The 19608-nt window shown below is 69.1% G+C and carries 20 protein-coding genes; 12 read left to right on the top strand and 8 right to left on the bottom strand.

Features of this window, described 5'->3' with window-relative positions; genetic code table 11:
* Positions 1 to 54: 54 nt before the first annotated feature.
* The gene (locus EV648_RS16065) at positions 55 to 615 is read left to right on the top strand and encodes an isochorismatase family protein (RefSeq protein ID WP_132291389.1); all 561 of its coding nucleotides are present in this window, start codon (positions 55 to 57) and stop codon (positions 613 to 615) included.
* Positions 616 to 751: 136 nt separating this feature from the next.
* On the opposite strand, the gene EV648_RS16060 is transcribed toward EV648_RS16065, so the two are convergent.
* From EV648_RS16060 to EV648_RS16050, 3 genes are all read right to left on the bottom strand, one after another.
* Positions 752 to 1618 carry a MerR family transcriptional regulator gene (locus tag EV648_RS16060; protein WP_132291386.1) on the bottom strand — a complete coding sequence of 289 codons (867 nt, stop codon included), beginning with the start codon at positions 1616 to 1618 and terminating at the stop codon, positions 752 to 754.
* Between the two features lie 95 nt (positions 1619 to 1713).
* Positions 1714 to 2922 (bottom strand): low temperature requirement protein A, encoded by a 1209-nt coding sequence (locus EV648_RS16055; protein ID WP_241995238.1) that lies wholly within the window; start codon positions 2920 to 2922, stop codon positions 1714 to 1716.
* Between the two features lie 104 nt (positions 2923 to 3026).
* Positions 3027 to 3149 (bottom strand): ribosomal protein bL36, encoded by a 123-nt coding sequence (locus tag EV648_RS16050; RefSeq protein WP_132291383.1) that lies wholly within the window; start codon positions 3147 to 3149, stop codon positions 3027 to 3029.
* A 158-nt stretch (positions 3150 to 3307) separates the two neighbouring features.
* On the opposite strand from EV648_RS16050, the gene EV648_RS16045 reads away from it, so the two are divergent.
* On the top strand, positions 3308 to 3598 hold the full coding sequence (locus EV648_RS16045) for a DUF4287 domain-containing protein (protein WP_132291381.1): 291 nt from the start codon (positions 3308 to 3310) through the stop codon (positions 3596 to 3598).
* A 51-nt stretch (positions 3599 to 3649) separates the two neighbouring features.
* Here EV648_RS16045 and EV648_RS16040 read toward each other — a convergent pair whose 3' ends face one another.
* Positions 3650 to 5167 (bottom strand): amidohydrolase family protein, encoded by a 1518-nt coding sequence (locus EV648_RS16040; RefSeq protein WP_132291378.1) that lies wholly within the window; start codon positions 5165 to 5167, stop codon positions 3650 to 3652.
* Positions 5168 to 5244: 77 nt separating this feature from the next.
* On the opposite strand from EV648_RS16040, the gene EV648_RS16035 reads away from it, so the two are divergent.
* Together EV648_RS16035 and EV648_RS16030 are read left to right on the top strand one after the other, a co-directional pair.
* A complete protein-coding gene (locus EV648_RS16035) occupies positions 5245 to 6021 on the top strand; it encodes a uracil-DNA glycosylase family protein (protein WP_132291375.1) in 777 nt (258 codons plus the stop codon).
* Between the two features lie 112 nt (positions 6022 to 6133).
* Positions 6134 to 6832, top strand: a complete 699-nt coding sequence (locus tag EV648_RS16030) for an alpha/beta hydrolase (RefSeq protein ID WP_241995237.1) — start codon at positions 6134 to 6136, stop codon at positions 6830 to 6832.
* Here EV648_RS16030 and EV648_RS16025 read toward each other — a convergent pair.
* Positions 6817 to 7830: a LacI family DNA-binding transcriptional regulator gene (locus EV648_RS16025; RefSeq protein WP_132291372.1), complete on the bottom strand. Its 1014-nt coding sequence runs from the start codon at positions 7828 to 7830 to the stop codon at positions 6817 to 6819. The genes EV648_RS16030 and EV648_RS16025 overlap by 16 nt on opposite strands.
* Before the next feature lie 122 nt (positions 7831 to 7952).
* The gene (locus EV648_RS16020) at positions 7953 to 8558 is read right to left on the bottom strand and encodes a hypothetical protein (RefSeq protein ID WP_132291369.1); all 606 of its coding nucleotides are present in this window, start codon (positions 8556 to 8558) and stop codon (positions 7953 to 7955) included.
* A gap of 147 nt (positions 8559 to 8705) precedes the next feature.
* On the opposite strand from EV648_RS16020, the gene EV648_RS16015 reads away from it, so the two are divergent.
* On the top strand, positions 8706 to 9470 hold the full coding sequence (locus tag EV648_RS16015) for an RNA methyltransferase (protein ID WP_132291366.1): 765 nt from the start codon (positions 8706 to 8708) through the stop codon (positions 9468 to 9470).
* A gap of 20 nt (positions 9471 to 9490) precedes the next feature.
* On the opposite strand, the gene EV648_RS16010 is transcribed toward EV648_RS16015, so the two are convergent.
* On the bottom strand, positions 9491 to 10381 hold the full coding sequence (locus tag EV648_RS16010) for an amino acid-binding protein (protein WP_241995236.1): 891 nt from the start codon (positions 10379 to 10381) through the stop codon (positions 9491 to 9493).
* A 181-nt stretch (positions 10382 to 10562) separates the two neighbouring features.
* Here EV648_RS16010 and EV648_RS16005 point away from each other — a divergent pair, with 181 nt between their 5' ends.
* Genes EV648_RS16005 through EV648_RS15990 form a run of 4 tightly spaced genes read left to right on the top strand, consistent with a single transcriptional unit; the run spans position 10563 to position 15117 of the window.
* Positions 10563 to 12206 (top strand): extracellular solute-binding protein, encoded by a 1644-nt coding sequence (locus tag EV648_RS16005; protein ID WP_132291363.1) that lies wholly within the window; start codon positions 10563 to 10565, stop codon positions 12204 to 12206.
* Positions 12207 to 12214: 8 nt separating this feature from the next.
* Positions 12215 to 13228 (top strand): sugar ABC transporter permease, encoded by a 1014-nt coding sequence (locus EV648_RS16000; protein ID WP_241995234.1) that lies wholly within the window; start codon positions 12215 to 12217, stop codon positions 13226 to 13228.
* The gene (locus tag EV648_RS15995) at positions 13225 to 14100 is read left to right on the top strand and encodes a carbohydrate ABC transporter permease (protein WP_132291360.1); all 876 of its coding nucleotides are present in this window, start codon (positions 13225 to 13227) and stop codon (positions 14098 to 14100) included. The genes EV648_RS16000 and EV648_RS15995 overlap by 4 nt, the downstream gene beginning before the upstream one ends.
* 27 nt (positions 14101 to 14127) lie before the next feature.
* Positions 14128 to 15117 carry a LacI family DNA-binding transcriptional regulator gene (locus tag EV648_RS15990; RefSeq protein WP_132291357.1) on the top strand — a complete coding sequence of 330 codons (990 nt, stop codon included), beginning with the start codon at positions 14128 to 14130 and terminating at the stop codon, positions 15115 to 15117.
* Between the two features lie 3 nt (positions 15118 to 15120).
* Here the strand turns inward: EV648_RS15990 and EV648_RS15985 are convergent, their stop codons facing one another.
* Positions 15121 to 17454: an FUSC family protein gene (locus tag EV648_RS15985; protein WP_132291354.1), complete on the bottom strand. Its 2334-nt coding sequence runs from the start codon at positions 17452 to 17454 to the stop codon at positions 15121 to 15123.
* Between the two features lie 98 nt (positions 17455 to 17552).
* Between EV648_RS15985 and EV648_RS15980 the strand changes: the two genes are divergently transcribed.
* The 3 genes from EV648_RS15980 to EV648_RS15970 all read left to right on the top strand — a co-directional run bounded on the left by EV648_RS15980 (position 17553) and on the right by EV648_RS15970 (position 19586).
* Complete coding sequence (locus EV648_RS15980) at positions 17553 to 18308, top strand: aminoglycoside 3'-phosphotransferase (RefSeq protein ID WP_132291351.1); 756 nt, start codon at positions 17553 to 17555, stop codon at positions 18306 to 18308.
* Between the two features lie 76 nt (positions 18309 to 18384).
* On the top strand, positions 18385 to 18930 hold the full coding sequence (locus tag EV648_RS15975; protein WP_199234638.1) for a molybdenum cofactor biosysynthesis protein: 546 nt from the start codon (positions 18385 to 18387) through the stop codon (positions 18928 to 18930).
* Positions 18931 to 19025: 95 nt separating this feature from the next.
* A complete protein-coding gene (locus tag EV648_RS15970; protein WP_132291348.1) occupies positions 19026 to 19586 on the top strand; it encodes a DJ-1/PfpI family protein in 561 nt (186 codons plus the stop codon).
* Positions 19587 to 19608: the final 22 nt, after the last annotated feature.

Here is a 19608-nt window from a genome sequence, read left to right as displayed (position 1 = left end):
GCTGGACAGTAATCGGTTTGACCGAGCCGAAGGGGCGCGGCGAGGATCGCGAGCATGCCGGAGAACGTGACGCCTGTCGAGGCCCTGCTGCTGATCGATCTCCAGATGGGAAGCCTTGCCGCGGTGCCGGACGCGGAGCGCCTGGTCGACCGTGCTGCGGTCCTGCTGGCGGCGGCTCGCGCGAGCGGCACGGTGGTCGTGCATGTCCAGAACGACGGAGCGGCCGGGATGGCCGACGAGCCCGGGACCCCGGGCTGGGCGCTGCACCTGCCGGTCGACGCCGGCGAGAGCGTGATCCGGAAGCCGCGCGACAACGCCTTCGACAGCACCGATCTGGCCGACCTGCTCACAGCGCGAGGGGTCCGCTCGGTGGCGGTCTGTGGATTGATGTCCGAGATGTGCGTCAGCGCGACCGCCCGGGCGGCGTCGTCCCTCGGCTACCGGGTGGTGCTTCCGCACGACGCCCACGCCACCACGAACATCCCGGCAACACCGGGCCACAGCCTCCTGATCCCGGCCGCCACCGTCTCTCGCGTGGCCGAATGGGCCCTGTCGGACCAGATCGAACTGGTCCACGACTCTCGATCCGTCCCGTTCACCAAGCCACCCCGCTGAAACAGACTTCGGCCCGTAACTGTTGGTAACACCGGCGACAAGGTTCGGTTTGTACTGTCCCTGAGGTGCAGCGACGCCGGGTTCGAACGTGGTTCGGGCAGTACCAGATCGGCCCGGGTCTGCGGAAGGGGCTGACTCAGAGGCGGGAGAGGAGGTGGACGGCGTCGTCCAAGTGGGTCAGGGGGCCGACTTTGGGGGACCAGCCGGGGCCGGCGGCGACGGTTTGCTCGCCGCGGGCGATGAGGCGACGGCGCAGGATCGCCTGGGCCGGGCGCGGGGTGAGCGACCAGAGCACGACCGCACGGGGTGAGGCGCGGCGGGCGGCCCGGAGTACTGCGTCGAGCGGCAGGTCGGGGGCCAGCAGCACAGCGGGGGTACCTCGTTCGAGGAGGACGCCCTGCAGGACCTTGAGCGGCAGCCAGTGGCGTTCGCCGGGGCAGCAGGCGAGCAACACCGGGCTGTCGGCGGTCTCACCGAGCAGGCGGCCGCCCGTGTAGCGATCGACCGCGCGGGCAGCTTCGTCGGCGAGCAGAGTCTCGAGGTCGATGCAGTCGGCACTGTCCTGGAAGCGGTCCTGCAGCCGCCGCAATGCCGGAGCGACCACGTCCTCCCAGGCGGGCTGAAGTCCGCGCTGCCGGAGGCAACCGTCCAGCTTCGCACCGGCCTCGTCGATCCGGAAGGACTCCAGATCGGCGAGCAGCGCGGCGACCTGTTCTGCTGCTGGTAGCTCAGGCGGCGGATCGGATTGGTCGGGCGCCATCGCGCTGAGGCGCGCGGCGTCGGCGGCCGGAGTACCGGCGGCTATCAGACGTTGCATGCGGCGCAGGCGGGCGATGTCCTCGCTGCTGTAGCGCCGGTGGCGGCCAGGGGAGCGGGTCGGGGGCGCGATGTCGTAGCGGGCTTCCCAGCTCCGGATCGTCACCGCGGGCACGCCGAGCATGGCCGCGACCCGCCCGACCGGCCAGACCGCGGGAGGTGTTCCACCTCGAGACGCCGCTGCCATGATCAACCTACGATGACACGGCTTCCGGCCGCCTGCGGCCTTTGACGGAGCGCCCGGACCAAGGTCGCCGCTGTCCGACCGGTCCCTGCCCCGGGTCAACCCGCCGCGGTCTGCGCCTCACGAGCGACGGGCGCTGATCCGATCGTGACGGCGACCAGCAGTGCGCAGACGGTTGCGGTCGCGGCGGTGGTGCCGGGGACGCCGAACCATGGTGTCGCCAGCGGGAGCAGGAGGATGATGAGAACGCTCGCGAAGGAGGCTGCCGCCGGGATCGTCGGCGTCGAGACGAGCGGGGCGTGGACTGCCCACACGAGCATCAGGAACACGCCGGTCGGTGCTGCGATGGCATAGCTGACGGCGACAGAGGAGGCCTCGGCGTGGTGGCCGGTCTGCTCGACCGCAACCTCCAGGCCGGCGCCGAGAGCAGCCAGGGACGCGAAGATGCCGTAGTGCCCGTAGCCCCACAGGTACGAGCGATCGCGGCGCTCCGCGAGACCCGCGCCGGCCGGTTGCAGGAAGTACAGCCACCAGAGGGCGAACAGGAGGACGAGTCCGCCGGCCGAGATGACGATGAGAGACCAGGTGACCTCGCCGGCCTCCAGCGCCCGTTGAGCTCCGGCCGTCGCAGCGAGCACGCTCTCGCCGAGCAGGATGATGGTGAACAACCCGTACCGTTCGGCGATGTGGTGCGGGTGCCAGTTGGTGGACTGGGTCCGCTCCGCCCACCACGGTACGGCCAGCTCCAGGCTCGCCAGGGCAAGGACGAGGAGCAGTTGGACAGACGACGACAGAAGGCCTTGCTCCACCAGGAAGACGCGCAGGATCCAGCCCACTTGGAGGACAGAGATCCCGCCCGCATAACGCAGCGCAGTACGGCGGTCCGCCGGCTCCTCGGCGGCGACTCGCAACCACTGGGCGACGAGGCCGATCCGCATGATCAGATAGCCGGAGGTGACACCGATGTAGTCGCTGTGGTCGGCCGCGGCCGGGACACCCGCGGCGAGCACCAGGACGCCGGCCATCTGCACCATCGTCAGCAGCCGGTAGGGGACGTCGTCGGTGTCGTAGGACGAGGCGAACCAGGTGAAGTTCATCCACGCCCACCAGATCGCGAAGAAGACCTGGAGGAACGGCGGCAGGCCGTCCAGGGCGTGACCGTCCGCGATGCTGTGCGCGAACTGCACGGTGACGGCCGCGATCGCGACCACGAAGGTCAGGTCGAACAGCAGTTCGAGCTGGCTGGAGGCCCGGTGCGGTTCGTCGATCGCCCGGGCCCGCATGCGCACGCGGATCCTGCTGGTCACCAAGGTCCTGCTCCTGTCTGTCTACCGATCCTTGTCAGGAAAGACAGGAAGCGACCCCCGGTTGTGACAGCCGGGGGTCGCACGTGGAGTTCAGGCGGGCTGGGTCAGCCCTGGCGGGCCTGCAGGCGGGGGTTCTTGCGGTTGAGGACGTAGACCCTCTTGCCCCGCTTCACCACCTGGGCGCCGTCCTTGGCCTTCAACGCGCGCAATGAACGTCGAACCTTCATCAGCAGCCTCCTCTGTCTAGTTGTGCCACCTCCTCAACACCGATCCCCCCGCAAACCTTCCCTGGAAACTTCTCGAGCGGCTGGTGTCGATTTCGGGGTGAGGTCTTCGACGCTGGGGTGAGGCGGCCGCTGGGGCTGCTCGCGAAAGGGTGATCGGGATGTCGTTTCAGGCCTACCTGGACAAGATCGAGGAGAAGACCGGACTGACCCCGCGGGAGTTGGTCGACCTGGCCCGGGAGCGTGGGTTCGAGGGGCCGGACGCCAAGGCGGGAGCCGTCGCGGACTGGCTGAAGGAGGACTACGACCTCGGCCGGGGACACGCGATGGCGCTGGTGCACGTGATCAAGAACGGACCCAAGATCGGCACCAAGCACGTCGGCACCACCGGCGTCCACCGCGACGAGTCCGACACCCTGTGGCTCGACGGCAAGGCCACCAAGCCCGCGTGAGGTCCAGGCTTGCGTGAGGTCCGGCCCGCGTGAGATCCGGGCGCCGCGTGATCAGGCGTAGTCGCGGAGGCCGGAGAGCAGTCCTTGGTGGAAGGGGTTCGCGTCCACGGCGTCGAACCAGGACGCGCCGGTGGTGAGCGGCTCGGGCGGAGGCACCTTGACTGGTGCGGGAGCCTCTGCGACCGGGCCGTTCCGGCGGCGTGCGTCGACGTCCACCTCGGGCGCCGGCATGTCGGGCAGCAGCACGAACGAATCCTCGCCGGCCACGCCGTCGGCAGCCAGTGCGGTCAAGGCGTCCACCGCTCGTTCGGCCGCGCGCTCCGGGTTCTTTCGGACCTTCTCCAGGTCACCGACCACGGACTTCCAGGTGACGGCCGGGTCGCCGTAGTCGATCGCTCGGCTGAGCCTGCCGACGCTGATCCGGGTCGCGGCGGGAGCGAGCGTGGACATCAGCGCCCGTAGTCCGTACCGCGCGCGGCCGCCGACCACAACGAGCCGGATGTCCGCCTCGGTCGCGGCGATCAGATTGCGATGCACGTCGTCCTGGCCGCGACCAACCACGATCAGGTCGGCCAGTGCGCCCTTCTCGATCCGGCCGACCGGATGCGGCCAGACGCCGGACAAGGCGTCACCGGGGTTCGAGGTGGCCATCCGCACCAGTTCCTCGTCGGTGAACACCCGCTGCGGCTGGGTCTTGTTCCACAGATCGGCGACCTTGAGCTCCCAGAGCACGTTGCGGGTGCCCGACGGTCCCCAGTCCGAGCCGATGCAGAGCCGGACGCCCTTCGCCTTGGCCGTGGTGACATCCGCGGTCGCGCCGTACAGCCAGTAGTTCGAGAACGGCGACCAGACCAGGCTGGAGCCGCCGCCCTGCAGGTTGGCGAAGTCCTCCGCGGTCAGCGCGCCGCCGTGGATAGCGACGAGTTGCCGCTTCACCACCCCGACGTCGTCGAGCAGCTGGAACTCCTTGCGCAGCTTGGGATCCGTGCCCTCCGCGGTGTGCGCGATGAAGCCGCGCCCCTGCTGCACCGCCGTCACGTACGACGCGAGCGCTTCGGTGCTGTCGGCAACGAGTGTGCTGACCCGGATGAAGTCCTCCCGGGTGCCCAGCTTCTCCGAGTCGACGTTGCGGATCAGGTCGTTGTCCGGCGGTACGGCGCCGCGCGGGTTGCCCTGGATCGAGGTGGTCCCGCCCACGATGGCCCGCGTTTCGACGTACCGGAGCAGGGCTCGTCCGGCCGCGGCGCCCAGCAGCCGGGCGGGTTTGCTGATCGTGTCGCTGTACGTCGGGGCGCCGCCCCACTGGTTGTGCGAGGTCCAGGGGACCTTGCGCGCCGGTTCGGTCCACAGCGGCAGGCTGTTGTACATCAGGTGGTTGTGCAGGTCGATCAGCCCCGGATAGATCACTCCGCCCGCGGTGATCCGGGGCGCGTTCTCGAAGCCGGGCGGCTCGTCGTCGCCGGGGGTGACCGCGGCGATCAGGCCGTCGTCGCCGACATAGACCGCGCCGCGGCTGAGCACCTCCCCGTCCGGTCGCAACGTGACAACGGTGCCGCGCAGAACGAACATGGCCGCCTCCCCTGATCAAAGACCCCCCGGCCCTGTTTTCGAGCGTAGGCTATTGAGCCTCCAGGGGGAGGCATTTGATGGTGGAATTCGACGCGGGTCCACCGGCAGCGGTGGCACGGCATCTCGGCGCGCTGCCCAGCTATGCGGCATACCGGGACCATTTCTGGTACGACTGGGGACCGATCTTCTACCGCGGCCGGCTGAACCGGTCGGCGCGGCTGCTCGGGGTGGCGTCCGATCCCGGCCCGACCGAGCGGATCGCAGGCCGGACGCTGGTCGGCGACGCGGGCCAACGGGTGCAGGGTTTCCTCACCAAGCTCGGGCTGACGTCGAGCTACGCGCTGGTCAACGCCTACGCCTATGCGCTGAGACCGTCCCGCGCGCAGCAGGCGGCGCCGCTGTTGTCGGAGCAGGACCACCTGCGCTGGCGCAACGCCCTGCTCGACCTGATCACCGGACCGAACACCCAGGCGATCGTGGCGTTCGGCGCGCAGGCGCGTACCGCGGTACGGCTGTGGGACAGCAAACCGGACGTGCCGGTCTTCGAGGTGCCGCATCCGTCCAGCCGCAGTCCGCAGGTGCTGCTGGACAGTTGGCGCAAGGCCGTGACGGACCTGCGCGACATCGTCGCGCCTGATCCCGACGGCGACGCGACCGGGCCGAACTACGGCCCGAAGTTCCTGGAGACGGACTACGCCGCTGTCCCGCTTCGCGATCTGCCGTTCGGGGTTCCGCCCTGGTTCGGTGACGACGCCTGGGGCCGCGCGGACAAGCCGAAACACAACAACTGCGTCGAACGCCCCTCCGACGATCCCCTCAACTCCCTCCTCTGGCGAGCCCCGAAACAAGCCTGACCACCTCGTACTGCGTGCGCCCGCGCCGCGCTGGTCAACCCGCGCGGCGCGGCCCGGCGTACCGGCTTGGGCGCCGACAACCTCGGCGGGCTGTGCTGGGTATGGTCTGCAGATGACTGGTCGTGAGGTGGCCGATGGGGTGCGGCAGGGGTGGCAGTCCGGGATGCTGAATGCGAGGCCGGGTGGGACGAGCAGGGAGTCCTTCGCGGCCGGGCTCCACTGGCTCGGGGCCGAGGATCGCTCGGCCGCGTTGCTGGTGCCGCCGGAGTTGCCCACTGGTCCGGTGCCGCTGGTGGTTCTGCTGCACGGAGCGACCTCGAACCCGCGCCACGCCCTGCCATACCTGCAGGACGAGGCGCGGCAGCGGGGATTCTTGCTGTTGGCACCCAAATCGCAGGACTACACCTGGGACGTGATCCGGGGCGGGTTCGGCCCGGACGTCGGCCCGCTCGATCTGGTCCTGCGTGAGGCGTTCGAGCGGTTCGCGGTCGATCCCGCTCGCTTGGGGATCGCAGGGTTCTCCGACGGCGCGTCGTACGCCCTGAGCCTCGGGCTGGTGAACGGTGACCTCTTCACCCACGTGCTCGCCTACTCGCCGGGGTTCGTGGTCTCGGGACCACGGCCGGGCCGGCCGAAGATCTTCGTCTCACACGGCATCAGCGACCAGGTGCTGCCGATCGACCGCTGCAGCCGGCGGCTAGTGCCGGTACTCCGCCAGGAGGGCTACGACGTCGACTACCGCGAGTTCGACGGCGGCCACGAACTCCGCGCCGACCTGGTTGCCGCTGCCACCGATCAGCTGATGGCGTAGGTGCTGTCGCGGACGATGAGTTCGGTGGCCAGTTCCACCTTGGGGCTCTCGAGGTCTTCGCCGTTCATCAGCCGGATGACCGAACGGGCTGCGACCATGCCCATCTGGGCCAGCGGCTGGCGGACCGTGGTCAGCGGCGGGCTCGCCCACTGGGACTCGGGCAGGTCGTCGAACCCGACCACGCTGACATCGTCCGGCACCCGCAGCCCGCGACGGCGGACCGCCTCGTAGACACCGAGGGCCATCTGGTCACTGGAGGCGAAGATCGCGGTCGGCGGGTCGGCCAGGTCGAGCAGTTCACCGGCGCCGACGAATCCCGACTCGTGGTAGAAGTCGCCCTCGTAGATCAGGCCGTCGCAGGAAAGCCCGGCAGCGTCGAGCGCCGCCTTGTACCCGTCCTGGCGGGCGCGGCTGCAGAGCAACCGGGGTGGTCCGGCGATCAGCCCGATCCGCCGATGGCCGTGCTTGATCAGGTGCTCGGTCGCGCTCAGCCCGCCGGCCCAGTTCGTCGCTCCGATGGTCGGAACCTCGAGGCTGGGCACTCCGGCCGGGTCGATCACCACGCTCGGCACCTGCAGTCGCCGCAACTCCGCCTGCAGTCTGGGCTCCAGGCCGGAGGTGACCAGGATGACGCCGTCGGAGGTCCGGGCCTGCAGGTTCTGCATCCACTGCCGGGCCGACGTCGACCGGCGGTGGATCGCCGACACGACCGTGCCCATCCCCGAACTGTGCGCGACCTCCTCGACGCCGCGGATGATCTCGACCGCCCACGGGCTGTCCAGGTCGTTGAAGACCAGGTCGATCAGGTTGGCGCGCTCGGTCTGCCGCGAGCCGCGGCGGCGGTACCCGTGGTGCTCGAGCAGTCCCTCGACCTTGGCGCGGGTGCCGGGAGCCACGTCGGCGCGGCCGTTCAGCACGCGCGACACCGTCGGCACCGAGACCCCGGCCTCGCGGGCGATGTCGGTGATGGTGATGCGGGCTCCGTCAGCGGTCGCCACCCAAGCTCCTTAGTCCAGGTCGGTTCAAGGGTCTACCGGGATTGTCCAGAGATCTCAATCACGCGCAGATCTCAACCGGTCGCGGTCCTCAACCGGTCGCGGTCCTCAGCCGGTCGCGGTTCTCAGCCGGTCGCGGTGAAGGCGTTCTCATCGCGACTCTCACCCCGACGCACCGACCGCCCGGTCCGAGCCGCCTCGCGCAGCGCGGCAAGCAACTCGTGCCCCGCCGTTCGATCGACTGCCTCTACTTCCTCAGTTGCCGTTGATGTGCTGACGCTCTCCGTCCACGCCTGGACGACCGGTTGCTCCCGGCCCGCGGTCGCGTTGAGCTTGCAAATCCCTTGCTGCTGGTCGATCTCGACCGTCGCGTGCTCGAAGTCGAAGCGGAACCAGCCGACCTCCCGCGCCGCGAGCAGACTGTTCAGCACCGTCGCGATGGTGCCGTCGGCGAACACCACGAGTGCCGCCGTCAACTCCTCGATCGCGGTCCGCCGGGTCCGCCGCGTGGCGACCGCGACCACCTCGGTCCAATCGCCGAGCACGCTCAGCAGCAGTTCGACCTGACGCACAGTCCCGTACTCCGCCTCGCCCGCGCGCCGCGCTCCGAAGTACGCGTCGGGGCGGAACCACAGCGAAGTACAGGTGGCTGCGATCGGTCGGCCGAGGCGTGCGTCGGCGGCCAGTCGTCGCAGATCGACCTGGCGGAACGGGACCACGTGTTCGATCATGAACGGTTCCTTCGCAGCGCCGGGGAGGAAGCACTGAAACTATCGGAACTATAACCGGAATTTTCCGCGATCCGATTCCGAAACTATCGGAAGGACTCTGTTGACGCGGAAGTTCGCCCACCGCGCCGACGCCTGTACGGTGATGCGGTGAACCAGAAGGGCTCGGAGGAGCGGGAGCGGTTGTCGCCGCGGGACAAGTGGATCACCATCTTCGGACGGAAGCCGGTGCTCGAGGCGCTCAACGATCCCGCCCTGTCGGTCGCCAAGATCATCGTCGCGGACAACGCCGGCGGGCACTCGCTGGACGACATCCTGAAGGCCGCGGCCCGCACCGGCACGCCGGTCGAGCGGGCGACGGCGACCCGGGTGAAGTGGCTGGCCGGCAACGGCAAGCACGACCAGGGCGTGGTCGCCGACGTGAACGCGCCCCGGATGACTCCGCTGGCGGAGTTCGTCCGGGCTCGCGGCAAGCGGCCGACCAAGGTCTTCCTGCTCGACGGCGTGACCAATCCGGGCAACGTCGGGATGATCCTGCGGACCGCCACCGGCGCCGGCTTCGACGGCGTCATCCTGCCGAAAGCCGGTACGCCGCACGTCGGGCCGCTGGTGATCAAGGCCTCAGCCGGGGTGGCGTTCCAGGCCCCGATCGTCAACGTCGCCACCGCGAAGGCGGCCGTGAATCTGTTGACCGAGGCCGGTTATCGCATCTACGGCCTGTCCGCGCGCTCCCGGCAGTCTCTCTTCAAGGCCGAACTGGCACCGCGCTCGGTGTTCGTCCTCGGCGGCGAGACGAACGGCATCTCGGTCGCCACCGACGAGGACCTGCAGATCCCGCTGCACGCCGGCGTCGAGTCCCTGAATGTCGCTGTCGCCGCGGCCGTAGTCGCCTTCGAAGTCACCAACCGCGACTGATCACCACTGACCGCGGCTAATCACCGCGCCGGGCTGAGCGCCCGGGATGCTTCGGCGACCTGGGCGAGGCGATGGGCGCGGGCGGACTCCGCCGGAGTGAACGGTTCGCCCGGCCGCGTGAACACATACAGCCCACTCCACGGCGACGGGATCTTCAGAATCGTTCCGTCGCTGGGCAACTGCTGTCCCTCGAAGGCCTTGGGATCGGTGACCTGTTGCGCGCCGAGCAGTTCCGCCACCGCGTGCGGGAGTTCCGCCGGATCGGCGACGACCTGCGCGGACAGACTCAGCGCCTTGGTCTGCCCGTCGACGAGCGCGAGTGCAGTCGTCGGCCACAGATGCGCGTTCCGGCCACCAGCAGCCGTGATGACGTCCAGCAACTCCTCCGGCCGAACCGTGTCCGGAGTGGACACCACGAGTTCATCCCGTACGCCGTCCGCGACCGGGTGGATGTGCAGGCCGAGGATGTTGGCGTCGACCTCGGCCAGTCCGTGGGTGAGGTGTTCCAGTTCGCCGGCCCGGTCCTCCAGCGTGACCCTGATCCGCCAGAGTGACGGCGCCTGCCGAAGACCGGTCTGAGCCTGGTGCCGGGCGTGGTGGTCGGGGGCATGCAGCCAAGTCCGGAGCAGCCGCATGGTGGACGGCTCGATCACCCAGATCACCAGCGCGGTGGTGATGAGGGCCAGCAGGCTGACGGAGACGAGGTAAGGCGGGTGTACCCGCAGGATCAGGGCGTGCAGAGCTAGTTCGACCGGGAAGATCGCGGCGAGCTTGGCCAGGGTCAGGCGGAGCCGAGCCGGATGGGGCAACCGCCCGCACACGTCGCACGCCGTACCGGCGGTGACGGCCCGCGAGATGTCAGGCCGGGAGCTGTCAGGCCGGGAGAAGTCTGAACTGGGCAGCTTGTCCATGCCTCCAGGCTGGCGGACCCGCGTATCCCGGCTGTTGCGGAGGTGTGAATCTTCGGTTCGGTCTTGCGTGATCGGGAGGGCTGGGTTTACGGTCCCGGTTAACGTTTAAGTGATCGTTAGTGAGTGCTGGATGCAAATTCGGATCACAAACGGTCAGATCGAGCAAAGGGTGAGGTCAGCTATGGAGAGCAGGTACGGGCGCAGGCGGTTCCTGGGACTGGGTGGTGCCGCGCTGGGTGCGGTCGTTCTCGGCCCGACGCTGGCTGGTTGTGGCGACGGCGGCGCGGCGAGCGGTGGCGCCAAGGCGTCGAGTGACGTGGCACTGCCGACGTACAAGGCGTTCGAGGGGCTGCGACCCGAACTGGCCGGCGCCGAGTCCGGTCTCGAGCCCGGCTTCCTGCAGTTCCCCGAGAACGCGATTGCGAGCGTGCAGGCGCCGCCGCTGAAGAACGCGGTGACCGCGCTCACCGAGACGTTCGCGACGCCCCCGCCGCCGATGGGCAGCAACCCGATGTGGCAGGCGCTGAACCAGGCGCTCGGCGCGGACCTGAAGCTCACCATCGGCACCGACCCCGGCTACCCGGAGAAGTTCGCCACCCTGCTGGCCAGCGACTCGCTGCCGGACCTGATGTGGCTGCCGCCGAACCAGGGCATCCCGAACATCGGCCCGATGCTGGAGGCGAAGTTCCAGGACCTGACCAAGTACCTGGCCGGCGACGCGGTGCTGGAGTACCCGAACCTCGCGGCGCTCAAGCCGGCCTCCTGGCGGACCGCGGTGGTGAACGGCAAGATCTGGGGCGCTCCGATCCCGTCCACGCCGTTCGGCCAGGTGATGATGGGCAACCCTAAGACCTGGGCCAAGGTGGGCGGTCTGCAGTGCAAGACGGCCGACGAGTTCTTTGCCAAGTGCAAGGAGCTGACCCGCGGCACGAACTACGCGCTGGAGCCGGCGATCGTGAACATGCTGCACATGTTCGGCGAGTGGTTCGGCGCCCCGAACAGCTGGCGGGTCAACCAGGACCGCTCGCTGACGCACCTCTACGAGACCGACAACTACAAGGCCGCGGTCGAGTACGCCGCGAAGCTGTGGGCGGCGAAGGTCTTCTACCCCGACCTCAACCTCGCCGACGCGACGCCGAAGACGGTGAACGGCCAGATCGCCGCGCAGGTCACCGTCGGACCGCGGGCGACCGCCGACTTCCGGGCCGCCGACCCGACGCTGTTCGTCGACACGATGATCCCGTTCGGCCACGACGGCAAGGCCAAGCCGGTCTACGACATGGGCTACGGCACCGTCGGGTTCACCCCGTTCAAAAAGACCGACGAAGGCCGGATCCGCGAACTCCTTGCCCTGGTCAACTACCTCTCGGCGCCCTTCGGCACCAAGGAGTACCTGCAGAAGAACTTCGGTACCGCGGGCCAGCAGTACTCGCTGGACGCCAAGAAGAACCCGGTGCTCACCCAGGCCGGCAACCAGCAGGCGCCCGGTCTGGTCAGCGCGCTGCAGATCATGACCGCGCCGGAGAGCGTGATCTTCAACCCGGCCTATCCGGAGGACACCCGGAAGGTGCACGCGACCGAGCAGAAGCTGCTGCAATACGCGATGCGCAACCCGACCGCCGGCACGTACTCCGACACCAGCAGCAAGGTCGGACCCAAGCTGACCGAGGCGTTCCGCGACACGATCATCGACATCGTCACCGGCCGGCAGAAGATGGACGCGTACGACGAGGCGCTGAAGCGCTGGAAGTCCGGCGGCGGTGACAAGATGCGCGGCGAGTTCGAGGCCGTGCTGCCCGCCGGCGTTCCGGTCACCGCGTCCTGAGTCCGCCGATGACACTGGTGACAGAGCGGCCGGACTCCGCCAAGACAGTCAGGGAAACGCCCAAGCGGCGGCGCGGCAGGCGTCAGCGCAGTACCGGACAGGAGTTGCCGTTCGGGGTCCGGTTGCGGCGGGACTGGCAGATGCTGGTGCTGATGGTGCCCGGCGTGCTGTTCCTGCTGGTGTTCTTCTACGTGCCGGTGCTCGGCAACGTGGTCGCCTTCCAGGACTTCCAGCCGTACCTCGGGATCATGCACAGCGAGTGGAACGGCGTGCAGAACTTCATCAACCTGTACGCCAACCCGGACTTCTGGGACGCGTTGCGCAACACGCTGGTGCTCGCGTTCGTCCAGTTGGTGCTGTTCTTCCCGGTGCCGCTGGCGATGGCGCTGATCGTGGACTCCCTGGTCAGCAACCGGACCCGACGGGCGTTCCAGACCATCGCGTACCTCCCGCACTTCCTGTCCTGGGTGCTGGTGATCGCGCTGTTCCAGCAGTCGCTCGGTGGTGCGGGCTTCGTCAACAACCTGCTCCGGCAGGCCGGGCTCGACCCGATCCCGTTCATGACGAACCCGGACACCTTCCCGCTGCTGGTGGTCGCGCAACTGGTCTGGAAGGACGCCGGCTGGGCGATGATCATCTTCCTCGCCGCGCTGTCCGCCGTGGACGTCTCCCTGTACGAGGCGGCCGCCGCGGACGGTGCCGGTCGGTGGCGCCGCCTCTGGCACATCACCCTGCCGTCGATGCGGACCGTCATCGTGCTGCTGCTGATCCTGCGGATCGGCGACGTGCTCAGCGTCGGCTTCGAGCAGTTCATCCTGCAGCGCGACTCGGTCGGCCCGGGCGCGGCCGAAGTACTGGACACGTTCACGTACTACGCCGGCGTGGTCGGCGGTGACTGGAGCAGCGGGGCCGCGGCCGGTCTGGCCAAGGGAGTCGTCGGCGCGTTGCTGCTCTGGGGCGCCAACTCGATCGCCCACCGGCTGGGCGAACCCGGCATCTTCCAGAAGAGGGGACAGTCATGAGGCCGATCTGGAAGGAGCGGCCGTCGCCGGCCTACCAGACGATCAAGGCGGTCGTGCTCGGCGGCTTCGCGCTCGCGATCATCATCCCGATCATGGTCGTGGTGTCGACGTCGCTGGCCAGCGACCAGGACATCATCTCCGCCGGCGGGTACGTGCTGTGGCCGTCGCACCCGACGGTGAAGGCCTACGAGACCTTGTTCAGCGGCGGTCTGATGGGACGCGCGATCATGGTCAGCGTCTTCGTCACGGTGGTCGGCACTGCAATCGCCCTTGCCACCACGATCGCGCTGGCCTACGCCACCTCGCGGCCGGTGCTGTTCGGGCGTCCGGTGCTGCTGCTGGTGCTGTTCACCCTGCTGTTCGCGCCGGGCATCATCCCGATGTTCCTGATCGTCAAGCAGCTCGGGCTGATCGACAGCCTGTGGTCGCTGATCCTGCCCGGTGCGCTGGGGGCCTTCAACTTCGTGGTGATGCGGACGTTCTTCATGAACGTGCCGCAGGAGATCCTGGAGAGCGCGCGGATCGACGGGGCGAGCGACTTCACCATCCTGCGGCGGATCGTGATGCCACTGTCGAAGGCGGTGATCGCCGTGGTCGGGCTGTTCTACGCGGTCGGGTTCTGGAACGCGTTCTTCAACGCGCTGCTGTACCTCAACGACACGGCGAAGTGGCCGGTGCAGGTGATCCTGCGGACGTACGTGCTGCAGGGCAAGTCGCTGTCGGCGGACCAGTTGGGCGTCGCGCCGCCGCCGCAACCGCAGTCCCTGCAGATGGCGGTCGTGGTGGTCGCGCTGGTGCCGATCGCGATGGTCTACCCGTTCCTGCAGCGGCACTTCAACAAGGGCGTCATCACCGGCGCCGTCAAGGGCTGAGGTCACCGTTCTGAGAGAATCGGTGTCATGCCGACGGGGATGACCGACAAGCCGACGCTGCGTACGGTGGCCGCCGAGGCGGGGGTCTCGATCGCCACGGTGTCGTACGTGCTGTCCGGTCATCGCCGCAGCCAGACGATCTCCGAGACGACCGCGGACCGGGTGCGCGAGGTGGCGGCCCGGCTCGGGTACCGGCGCAACGACGCGGCGCGCGCAATTCGTACCGGCAAGTCCGATCTCGTTCTGCTGTCGCTCAGCGTGCTCGCCGATCCGTGGGCGCAGGCTGTCGCCGCTGCGGTGAGCGAAGCGGTGACTCCGCTGGGGAAGACCGCGCTGATCGTTGCCGACGGCGACTGGCGGACGGTGCTGGCGAACCGGACGCCCGACGTGATCTTCATCGACCACGTGGCCGACGATCCGGAGCTGGTGGATCAGCTGGAGTCCTTCGCGGACCAGGGCGTGCAGATCGTGGCGTTCAGCGAGGTGCTGGAGCCGCGAGGATTCGACGTGATCCGGTCGGGTGCCGAGCCGCGGTGTCACCTGGCCGTGGAGCATCTGCTCGAACGGCACACCCGGATCGGCGCGCTCACGTCGAAGCTCGAGGGGTCACCGCGCTTCGACGCGTACCGGCGGACGATGGCGGCCGCCGGGTTGCCGCTCGGCGAGGTGGCGACCTTCGAGCCGCATCCCGAAGGCGCCTACCGGGCGGCGATGTCCGTGCTCACCAAGCCGGACCGGCCGACCGCGTTGTACTGCACCACGGACTTCGCGGCGATCGCGGCGATCCGGGCGGCGCATCGGCTGCGGTTGGACGTGCCGGGCGATCTCGCGGTGATCGGGGTGGGCAACACCCCGGAGGGCGAACACCTGGATCCGTCGCTGTCGACGGTCGGTCCGGTCGGGTTCAACGCGGCCCTGAGCCGGATCATCGTCGGCCGGTTGACCGACCGCGAAGGAGCTCCCGGCCAGGTCTTCGACTTCCCTTGGCAGCTGATCATCCGCGAGTCCTCGTCCTAGATTTCAGGCGGGAGACTTCGCCAGGGTGCTCTGGTTGAGCGGCTCGGCCGGGGCCGACAGGCTTTGCTGGAGGCGACGGATCGCGTCCAGGTGGTCGGCGGTCCAGATCAGCCGTACTGCGACCGGGGTCTCCGCCCCGCCCAGGTCCCGGCGTACTGCGTCGACGAGCCGGGCATTCGCGGAGTGGTCGGGGGTCAGTGGTGCCGGGATGTCGTCGGGACCGGCGAGGGCCTGAGCGGCCTGCTGGTACCAGGCGAGGACCTGGTCGGTCGCGGCGATGATCTCGGCGCGCGCGGCCGTTCTGTCGACGCCCGGTTCGCCCTGGTCGTCGCGCCACAGGTCGAGGATCGACTCGGCGGTCAGGCGGATCAGCGCGACCGCGGAGATCAGGGCTGTCACCTCGGCGAGCGGGAGTTGCTTGGTGCCGCGCTCGGTGAGGAACCCGCGGAAGGCGTCGTCCAGCCGCCGAGCGGACGCCGCCGCCTCGCGAGCCTCTCCGGCCGGCGGGTCCGCCCGCGGGGCGAGCGCGTCGCACCGCGACACGGCGTACGCGACTGAACTGCCGAGGTAGCGGGCGCTGTCGGAGAGCGCCTCGGACAGGGCCTGCCGGAGCGCGGGGACGGCGCCGCGTGGCCAGAACACCACGCCGATCACGAGACTGACCACGGCGCCGAGGGTGACGTCCTCGATCCGGACCAGGCCGAGTTCCCAGCCGGCCGGCTGGATCAGGCTGAAGAGGATCAGGATCACCACGCTGAAGCCGGCCTGCCCGGCGGCGAAGGAGATCGCCGCGGGCGCGAGGCCGGCGAACAGGACGGCGATCGGAAGGATGAACCAGAAGGCCATGGTGTCAGAGCCGACGGTGAAGATGAGGGCGACGCCGATCAGAATGCCGACGACCGTTCCGGCCAGCGCGTGGACGACGTTCTGGCCGGTGGTCAGCGCGTTGGACCGCAGTACCGACAGAGTGCCGAGGACCACCCAGAAGGAATGGCCGACCCCGGTGAGATCGGCGACCAGTACTGCGAGCGCGAGGGCGGCGGCACCGCGGACGCTGTTGTGCAGCCAGACGGAGTGCCGCTCGACGTGGGCACCGGCGCGATCCTGCGCCGAGGAGAGGACCGATCCCGCGCCCGGTGGTGGGCTGCCGGCGACGTGTTGCCACCAGGTACGGCGTCTGGCGGCGACGGTGAAGCGGAGGTTCTCGCTGATCTCGGAGATCGCGAAGGCCATCTCCTGGGCACGGAAGCCCGGTTCCAGTGAGGTGACGAATTCGGCTTGGTCCTCCTTGAGTGGAAGGGCCGAGGTCATGGCTTCTTCCATTGCCCGCTGGGTCTTCCGGAGCTGGGCCAGGTCGGCGTCGAGGGTGGCGGGGTCGCCGACCGTTTCCAGCACGGTGGCGCCGTGGTCGAGCAGGGTCGCGGCGGCGAGTTTGACCTCGCAGACTGCTTTGACGTGCCGTCCCGGGGTGTGGGCGAGCGGGGGCTGCTCTAGGACGGACTGGAGCAGCAGGATCTGGTCGATCAGCCGGACCAGGGTCCGCGTCGCGGTGGACAGGCCGGTCGGGCGGTACGGAGTACTGAAGAAGGTTCTGCGCAGGTCCGCGACGGCCTCGGCGCTGTCGGTCAGCTCGTCGGTGACCTCGGCGTCGGCGGTCTGGCCGTCGGTGACCTGGGCGTCGGTGACCTGGGCGTCGCTGGTCTGGGCGTCGCTGGGCGGGGTGTTGTCGGTTTGGGTGCTCGGGGCACCATGTGCGGCGCGGATGCGGGCGACCTCGGTGCGCAGGGTTCTGGCTTGGAGGGCCAGGGTCCGGGCTGTTGCCAGCCGCAACGGATCCTTGGTGGGTGCGGGCCAGAGGACGGCGATCGCGATCATCGACACCAGGCCTGCGGTCAGCCAGCCGAGCAGCCGATCCGGGATGGTGCTCACGGCTCCCGGGAGGTTGACCGGCAGCACGAAGGTGACCAGCAGAGCGGTGGTCGCGCTGGCGAACACCGAGCTGACGACGGCGCTGAACAACACCGCGAACGAGACCAGGAACATCGCCGGTACCGCGAGCGAGATCCGCTGGGCCGCCAGGGTCCCGAGGCAGATCAGCACCGCTCCGGCCAGCACGAGCGACCCCTGGGCGAGGACGCGATCCCGGATCTGGCCGCCGAAGTCGACGAAGATCAGCAGCGACATCGAGCCGAAGGCGGCGAACGTCGCGGCGTTGGGGTCACCGACCACCTCGGCGTACAGGGCGAACAGCACCGGCATCACGAGCGCGGCCCGGGCGCTGCGGCGCAGGGCGGACAGGTTGGCATCCCGCGTTCGCAGCCAGCGAAGGATCGTCATGTCCGGCTCCGCATCTCGGTCAGAACCACCTTGAGGGGACTCTATAGTCCGCCTCCTGGTGGCCTCGGGGTGAGCGGCGCTTGTGTGAGGATTGATCGATGGAGCTGCCGGGGAGTGGGTGGGAGCCGGTGACTGTTGGCGAGTCGGCGGCCGAGGTGTTCCGCCGCGGTGACGTCTTCGCCAAGCGCTGCAGCGCCGCTGGGGTGCCGGAGTTGCGTGATGAGCGTGACCGGGTGGAGTGGCTCGCCGGGACCGGGTGGGCTGGTGCTGAAGTGGTCGACTGGGTTGAGTCCGTCGATGGCGCTTACCTGCTGACGACGGCCGTTCCTGGGGTCGCTGCTGCCGACCTGCCCTGGTCTCGCGCTCTGTCCGACAGCCTCGCGGGGGTGATCAGGTCCTTGCATGAGTTCCCGCCGGAGAAGTGCCCGTTCGAGCGGCGGTTGCACGACGTCGTCAGCCAGGCAGAGGACGTAGTACGGCGTGGTGCCGTGAACTCGGCGTTCCTCACCGACGAGTGGCGCCAGGTCCGCCCGGAAGACCTGCTGGCCAGGATCCACGCCGAGCTCGCCGAGGTTCCTGCGCTCGCCGAGGTGCCCGCGGCCGACCTGGTCGTCTGCCACGGCGACGCCTGCCTCCCGAACGTCCTCTTCGACCCCGACACCTTGGAATGCGCCGGCCTGATCGACCTGGGCCGCCTGGGTATCGCCGACCGCCACTCCGACCTGGCCCTCCTCAGAGCCCAACTCGACGAACTACACCCCGGCACCGCCCCCACCTTCTTCACCACCTACGGCCCCACCGATCCCACCCGCCTAGCCTTCTACCACCTCCTGGACCCCCTCACCTGGGGCTGACCCCCGGCGGGCGCCAGCGTACGTCGGGGCTTGGGCGAGCGCGGTCGGGCCGGTGGGTGGCGAGTAGCGTGGGGGCGTGGCTGAGGGTGTGCCGGTGGAGATCGTCGCGCTGGTGGTTTCGGCGGTGCATGCGTTCGACGGGCGGCCTCTGGACGGGCCGCGGCCTGATCCCGCGCCGATCGAGCGCTCCGAGGTCACGGTCAAGGCCGGGCTCGGAATCGTCGGCGACAGATATTTCAACCAGGCGATCCACCGCAACGCCGCAGTCACGGTCTTCGACGCCGGCGTCCTCGACCAGCTCGCCCACGACCTCGGCCTCCCGGCCGCCCCGGACCCGCACCTACCCCGCCGCAACATCGCGCTCCGCGGTTTCCCCGTAGACCAACTGGCCGCGCGCCTGGATGAACCCGGTCACCGCGTCCCAGGCGCCACCTTCACGCTCGACAGCGGCTCCGGCCCCATCACCTTCCAAGCCCACCGCCCCGCCAACCCCTGCGCCTGGATGGACCAGGTCCTGGCCCCCGGCGCCTTCAAAGCCCTCCGCGGCCACGGCGGCATCCGCTGCACACCCTTGACCTCCGGCACACTCCACCTAGGCCCGGCGACCCTCACCACCCCCTGATTGTCTGCAGGATGCGGTTGGTACGGCGAGGGGGTTGACCGGGTGCGAGGGGGCGGCGGAGGCTGGCTGGAGGATCCGGCGGCGGAGGAGTTGTGATGGCGAAGGTATTGATTCTCACGGGGGATGCGGCGGAGACGCTCGAGGTGTTCTACCCGTACCAGCGGTTGCAGGAGGAGGGGTACGAGGTCCACGTGGCGGCGCCGAGTGCGAAGAAGTTGCAGTTCGTGGTGCACGACTTCGTGGACGGGTTCGACACGTACACGGAGAAGCTCGGGCACACCTGGCAGGCCGATCTCGCCTTCGCCGACGTGAATCCCGAGGACTATGTCGCGCTGGTGATCCCGGGCGGCCGCGCGCCGGAGTACATCCGCAACGACGAGGACTGCCTACGGATCGTGAAGCACTTCTACGGCGAGGCGAAGCCTGTGGCGCAGCTCTGTCACGGACCACTCATCCCGGCGGCGGCCGGAGTACTGCAGGGGCGCAAGACGTCGGCGTACCCTGCCCTGGCGGCCGACATCCGGGCCGTTGGTGGCGAGTGGGTCGACGGTGACGCGGTCGTGGACGGCACCGTGGTGTCGGGGCGCGCGTGGCCGGACCACCCGGGCTGGATGCGCGCGTTCATGGCTGTTCTGAAGGAGCACGCCCCGGCCTAGTTGGCGTTGCGAGCTACTTTTT

This window comes from Kribbella sp. VKM Ac-2568 (assembly GCF_004345365.1).
GTDB lineage: Bacteria > Actinomycetota > Actinomycetes > Propionibacteriales > Kribbellaceae > Kribbella > Kribbella orskensis.
Note: the sequence above shows the minus strand (reverse complement) of the source record. Positions and strands in the feature narration are given on the sequence as shown.